This is a genomic window from Methanosarcinales archaeon (genome assembly GCA_014859725.1).
Taxonomy (GTDB): domain Archaea; phylum Halobacteriota; class Methanosarcinia; order Methanosarcinales; family Methanocomedenaceae; genus Kmv04.
In genome coordinates, this window is record JACUTQ010000158.1 from 1 (window position 1) to 5068 (window position 5068).

At 43.3% G+C, this 5068-nt stretch carries 7 protein-coding genes; 6 read left to right on the forward strand and 1 reads right to left on the reverse strand.

Features of this window, described 5'->3' with window-relative positions:
* From IBX40_10905 to IBX40_10930, 6 genes are all read left to right on the forward strand, one after another.
* On the forward strand, positions 1–483 hold a 483-nt coding region (locus tag IBX40_10905; protein ID MBE0524826.1), incomplete at its 5' end, for an ABC transporter permease.
* Positions 484–511: 28 nt separating this feature from the next.
* Positions 512–1351: a nickel ABC transporter permease subunit NikC gene (gene nikC / locus IBX40_10910; GenBank protein MBE0524827.1), complete on the forward strand. Its 840-nt coding sequence runs from the start codon at positions 512–514 to the stop codon at positions 1349–1351.
* Positions 1348–2289 carry an ABC transporter ATP-binding protein gene (locus IBX40_10915; GenBank protein MBE0524828.1) on the forward strand — a complete coding sequence of 314 codons (942 nt, stop codon included), beginning with the start codon at positions 1348–1350 and terminating at the stop codon, positions 2287–2289. Before nikC ends, IBX40_10915 begins: the two co-directional genes overlap by 4 nt.
* The gene (locus IBX40_10920; protein MBE0524829.1) at positions 2282–3217 is read left to right on the forward strand and encodes an ATP-binding cassette domain-containing protein; all 936 of its coding nucleotides are present in this window, start codon (positions 2282–2284) and stop codon (positions 3215–3217) included. Before IBX40_10915 ends, IBX40_10920 begins: the two co-directional genes overlap by 8 nt.
* The gene (locus IBX40_10925) at positions 3154–4140 is read left to right on the forward strand and encodes an ATP-binding cassette domain-containing protein (protein MBE0524830.1); all 987 of its coding nucleotides are present in this window, start codon (positions 3154–3156) and stop codon (positions 4138–4140) included. The genes IBX40_10920 and IBX40_10925 overlap by 64 nt, the downstream gene beginning before the upstream one ends.
* On the forward strand, positions 4137–4898 hold the full coding sequence (locus IBX40_10930; protein MBE0524831.1) for an ABC transporter permease: 762 nt from the start codon (positions 4137–4139) through the stop codon (positions 4896–4898). The genes IBX40_10925 and IBX40_10930 overlap by 4 nt, the downstream gene beginning before the upstream one ends.
* An 11-nt stretch (positions 4899–4909) precedes the next feature.
* On the opposite strand, the gene IBX40_10935 is transcribed toward IBX40_10930, so the two are convergent.
* Positions 4910–5053, reverse strand: coding sequence for a hypothetical protein (locus IBX40_10935; GenBank protein MBE0524832.1), 144 nt, complete (start codon positions 5051–5053; stop codon positions 4910–4912).
* Between the last annotated feature and the right edge of the window lie 15 nt (positions 5054–5068).

Below are 5068 nucleotides of genomic sequence, written 5' to 3' on the forward strand. Positions count from 1 at the left end.
ATCCTGTTCTTCTCGTTGAAACTTGGCTGGTTCCCCTGTTTTGGTTATGGGACTATATCTCATCTGGTACTTCCCGCGATCACGCTTGGGACCGGTCTGGCAGCACCTCTGATGCGGCTGATGCGCGCAAGTATGCTTGAGGTTTTGCGTCAGGATTACATAAGAACGGCAAGATCAAAGGGTTTGAGCGACCATCTGGTAATGTGGAAACACGGTTTCAAAAATGCGTTGATCCCTGTGATCACACATATGGGTATGCAGATAGGTCATCTGCTGGCAGGGGCTGTAATTGTTGAAACGATATTTGCATGGCCGGGAGTTGGCAAATTCTTAGTTGATGCTATATATGCAAGAGATTATCCCGTGATCCAGGGTTTTGTTTTGATCATCGCACTCTTCTTTGTACTCTCGAATCTGGCAGTGGATATTCTGTATACGTATCTCGACCCGAGAATTCGATATGATGCGGATAAAGGAATGTAATTAAGAAATTTATGTTTGAGATGGTCATATGTTAATTTATTCAGAATTTAAAAGAAACAAACCTGCAATGTTAGGAATAGTTATCATTCTATTTTTTGCATCAATTGCTGTATTTGCCCCTTATGCCGCTCCTCATGATCCTCTTGAATTGAATCTGGAAGAACGGTTACTCTCGCCCACTGCAGAACATCCAATGGGAACCGATAACCTTGGAAGAGACGTTCTGAGCAGAGTTATATACGGAACAAGGGTTTCATTGAGCATGTCAGCAGCCGTCGTAACAATAATTATGGTTCTTGGCATTACCATAGGCACTGCTGCAGGCTATTTTGGCGGCGTCCTTGATGATGTGATAATGCGTGGGGTTGATGTACTGCTAGCATTCCCGAGTACAATTCTTGCACTTGTTATTGCCGGTCTTCTTGGTCCCTCACTGACAAATGTGATGATTGCTCTTGGTGCAATCTGGTGGGTGGGTTATTCAAGGATAGTAAGAGGCTCAGTATTATCGATAAAAGAAAAAGAGTTTGTTGAAGCTGCGAGAGCAATGGGATGCGGCGATGCCTATATCGTCAGACGCCACATACTGCCTAATGTTCTATCGCCTGTAATAGTTCTTGCAACACTGGATATGGGTCATATCATACTTTCAATTGCAGCACTGAGTTTTCTCGGGCTGGGTGCACAACCGCCGGTACCGGAGTGGGGAACAATGCTCAATGAAGGAAAACCATTCATGGAATCAGCGTCGCATCTGATGATCTTTCCCGGATTGATGATCATGATCGCAGTACTGGCTTTCAATTTCATAGGAGATGGCTTGCGGGATGCACTTGATCCAAGGATGAAGGAAGTGATGATAAAATGACATTATTAAGCATACAAAATCTAAAAGCCCATTTCCACACTGAAGACGGTGCAGTAAGAGCAGTAAATGGTGTTGACTTAGATATCGAAGAGGGGGAAAAGCTGGGTTTGATCGGAGAGACCGGATGTGGTAAGACTGTACTGGGTCTTGCGATCCTGCGCCTGCTTTCTGAGAACACTACAGTTGAAGGCAGAATCCTCTATAAGGATAAGAATCTTTTAACGATGAGTGATCACGAGATCCGGAAAATAAGAGGAAAAGAGATTGCCATGATCTTTCAAAATCCGCTGTCTTCGATGAATCCGGTTCTTACGGTGGGGACACAGGTTGCTGAACCTGTAGAATTACATCAGCATCTGAAAAAGCGAGATGTGAAGCAAAAGGTCATCGGGATGTTAAAATCAGTGAAAATATCATCACCCCATGAACGAGTGAATGAATACCCTCATGAGTTCAGCGGTGGGATGAGGCAGAGAGCGATGATAGCGATGGGACTTATCTGCATGCCGTCGCTTATCATCGCGGATGAGCCGACCACAGGGCTGGACGTCACAATACAGGCGCAGATAGTGGAATTGATGAGGGAGTTATTAATAGACTCCGGGACTTCTATGCTGCTTATCACTCACGATCTCGCTGTAGCAGCCGAGCTATGTGATTATATTGCTGTGATGTATCCGGGCGAAATTGTAGAATATGGAAGTGTCAGGGATCTGTTCAATAATCCCAAACACCCGTATACCAGGGGTTTTCTTAATTCTCTTCCTGTCAGGGGATTAAAACCGATGGCAGGTACCAGCCCGAGTTTGATAAATCTCCCCGCCGGATGCAAGTTCCATCCGAGATGTTCACTGGCGACTGAGAAATGCAAGAATAAAAGGCCTGAACTAATAAAAGTTGGAAAAAAGCATTATGTGAGGTGTTTTTTATATGATTGAAGTGAGTGGTTTAAAAAAATATTTTTCAACCGGGTTGTTTGGAAAAAAGTACATCAGAGCCGTAGATGGTGTGGACTTTGAGATTGAAAAGGGGGAGTCTCTCGGTCTGGTCGGTGAGAGCGGATGCGGAAAAACGACTGTTGGCAGGTTGATCCTGCGGCTTATTGAGCCTACTGAGGGGAAGATGATTATTGACAATATTAATTTATTTGAATTGAACAAAAAAGATATGAGAAAAATCCGGCGGAAGATGCAGATCATATTCCAGAACCCAGATGCATCTCTCAATCCGAGAATGCGGATTGGGGAATGCATCGCGGAGCCTCTGAAACTGTATAAGATCGTAAGTAAGGAAAGAATGAATGATAAAATCCTGGAACTGATAGAAACAGTAGGGCTAAATCCCGAACATGTAAATCGTTATCCTCATGAACTCAGTGGAGGGCAGAACCAGCGCGCTGTGATTGCAAGAATCCTGGCAATTAATCCTGAGTTTATCGTTGCTGATGAGCCGACTTCGGCGCTGGATGTAAATGTCCAGGCGCAAATACTTAATATATTAAGAGATGTGAAAGAAAAATTCGGCCTGACATGTCTGTTTATCTCTCATGATCTGGAGGTGATAAAGATAATGACTGACCGGGTCGCTGTGATGTATCTCGGGAAACTGGTTGAAATTGGAAAAACAGACGAGATTTTTAACGATGCGAAGCATCCATATACAAAAGCATTATTATCTGCCATACCTGTGGCTGACCCTGACGCCAAACTAAAGCGGATACTGCTGAAAGGTGATATGCCAAATCCGATGAATCCATCGATAGGATGCAGGTTTCATACCAGATGCCAGTACAGCGAGAGGATATGCAAGATAGAGGAGCCTCCCCTGATTGGAAATGGTCACAAGGTGGCATGTCATTTGCAATGATAGAAGTCAAGGACTTAGTGAAAAATTATGGAGAGCATACTGCTGTAGATGGAATCAACTTCAGGGTTCGAAAAGGTGAGATCTTTGGATTTTTAGGACCAAATGGAGCAGGCAAGACCACGACACTAAATATACTGGCAGGTCTATCGCTTCCAAGCTCTGGTGTAGCAGTAATAGCGGGACAGGATGTAACAAAACATCCAATAGGATGCAAGAAGAGGCTCGGTATAGCAACTCAGGATGCAAACTTCGATCACCACCTGAATATCAAGGATAATCTTTTTTATCAGGGCCTGTTGTACGGTCTTTCACGAAAAGAACTTAAAAAAAGAGTGGATGCTGCGCTTCGGTGGGCCAAACTTGAGAAGTACCGAAAGAAACGGTTTCATCAATTATCTGGCGGGATGCAAAGAAGGCTTGTTGTGGCAAGAGCAATGTTATCAAATCCCGAAATCATATTATTGGATGAGCCTACGACCGGACTTGATCCGCAATCAAGAAGGCAGGTATGGGAGTATATAAAGGATTTGAAAGAGAACGGTAAGACAGTTCTTCTGACAACGCACTATATGGAAGAAGCAGATATTCTTTGCGATAGAATCTCCATTATCGATCATGGCAGGATTATAGCCTGTGGAACGCCGGATGAACTTAAAAAGATACTGAATAACAATATTGTGATTGATATAAGTTTAAATGCCGAAGTTATTAGCGAACACGTCGAGAGGGATCTAAACAGTATATCTGGTGTTAATTATGTAAAAATAAGGAACCATGGAATAAGGATTGGAGTGGGCGACGATGCGGTTGTTGAGCAGGTGTTAATCAGCATAATTGCAAAAAATAAAATAAATGGAATCAATATTATCCATCCAAGTCTTGAGGATGTTTTTCTGCATTTGACGGGGCGGGAGATGCGATGAACACAAGGGCAATAAAAGCGGTGCTTGCGATCTGGGAGCGCGAAATGTACGAATATCTGAACAACCTGCATGTAAATGCCATGCGTCTTGCAGTGGAGCCGCTGTTATTTATTTTCATCTTTGGAATGGGACTTGGCAATCGAGTGGACATGGGTAATGTATGTTACGTAGAATTTCTGGCACCTGGTATACTGTTTATGGTCGTGACAAACAATAGTTATATGACCATATCAATGAGGCTGATGATTGCACGGGACTGGGATAAAACATTAGTTAATGCGCTCACTGCTCCGGTAAAACCTTTTGAGATTGTACTTGGCTACATATTCGCAGGGGTAACTCAAGCACTGGCAGCATCTGTTATATTTATTTTATTAATGAATTATTTCTTGGGAATGTCCTTTGGTTGTATACCTTGGTTAGTATTATTTATTGTAGCTACAGCGGCATTTTTCTCATCCCTTGGAGTTGCGATAGCTATGTGGCTGGATAATCCGCACCATCTGATGGTTGTAACATCTCTTGTTGTCATGCCAATGAGCTTTTTTTGCGGGATTTTTATACCGGTTGCTGATCTTCCGGAATGGATACAACCTGTTATAGGCGCGATTCCGCTCACAAAGGCGGTGGAGGGGGCACGGGCAATTGTATTAGGCACTAATCCATACCTATTGCAGAATTTAATCTATATTATAATATTTACAATCGCTGTATTTTTGGTAGGCATACATGTTTTTAAGAAAAAGGTAATCATTTAATATTTCAAACCTCACATCCCAATAGAACCCCTCACCGCATTCACAATCGAATCGGATCTCATATCCTCAAGTTTCAGATGCCTGGCTCCCAGTGCATCAGAGATCTGACGTGCAAACCCGAATCGGATAGCCCCGACCTGTCGAGTAGGGCTCAAAGCGCACCTCTTTCT

Coding starts and splice junctions, on each gene's coding strand:
- IBX40_10920 (MBE0524829.1), top strand. CDS start 2,282: ATGATTGAAGTGAGTGGTTTAAAAAAATATTTTTCAACCGGGTTGTTT.
- nikC (MBE0524827.1), top strand. CDS start 512: ATGTTAATTTATTCAGAATTTAAAAGAAACAAACCTGCAATGTTAGGA.
- IBX40_10925 (MBE0524830.1), top strand. CDS start 3,154: ATGCAAGATAGAGGAGCCTCCCCTGATTGGAAATGGTCACAAGGTGGC.
- IBX40_10915 (MBE0524828.1), top strand. CDS start 1,348: ATGACATTATTAAGCATACAAAATCTAAAAGCCCATTTCCACACTGAA.
- IBX40_10930 (MBE0524831.1), top strand. CDS start 4,137: ATGAACACAAGGGCAATAAAAGCGGTGCTTGCGATCTGGGAGCGCGAA.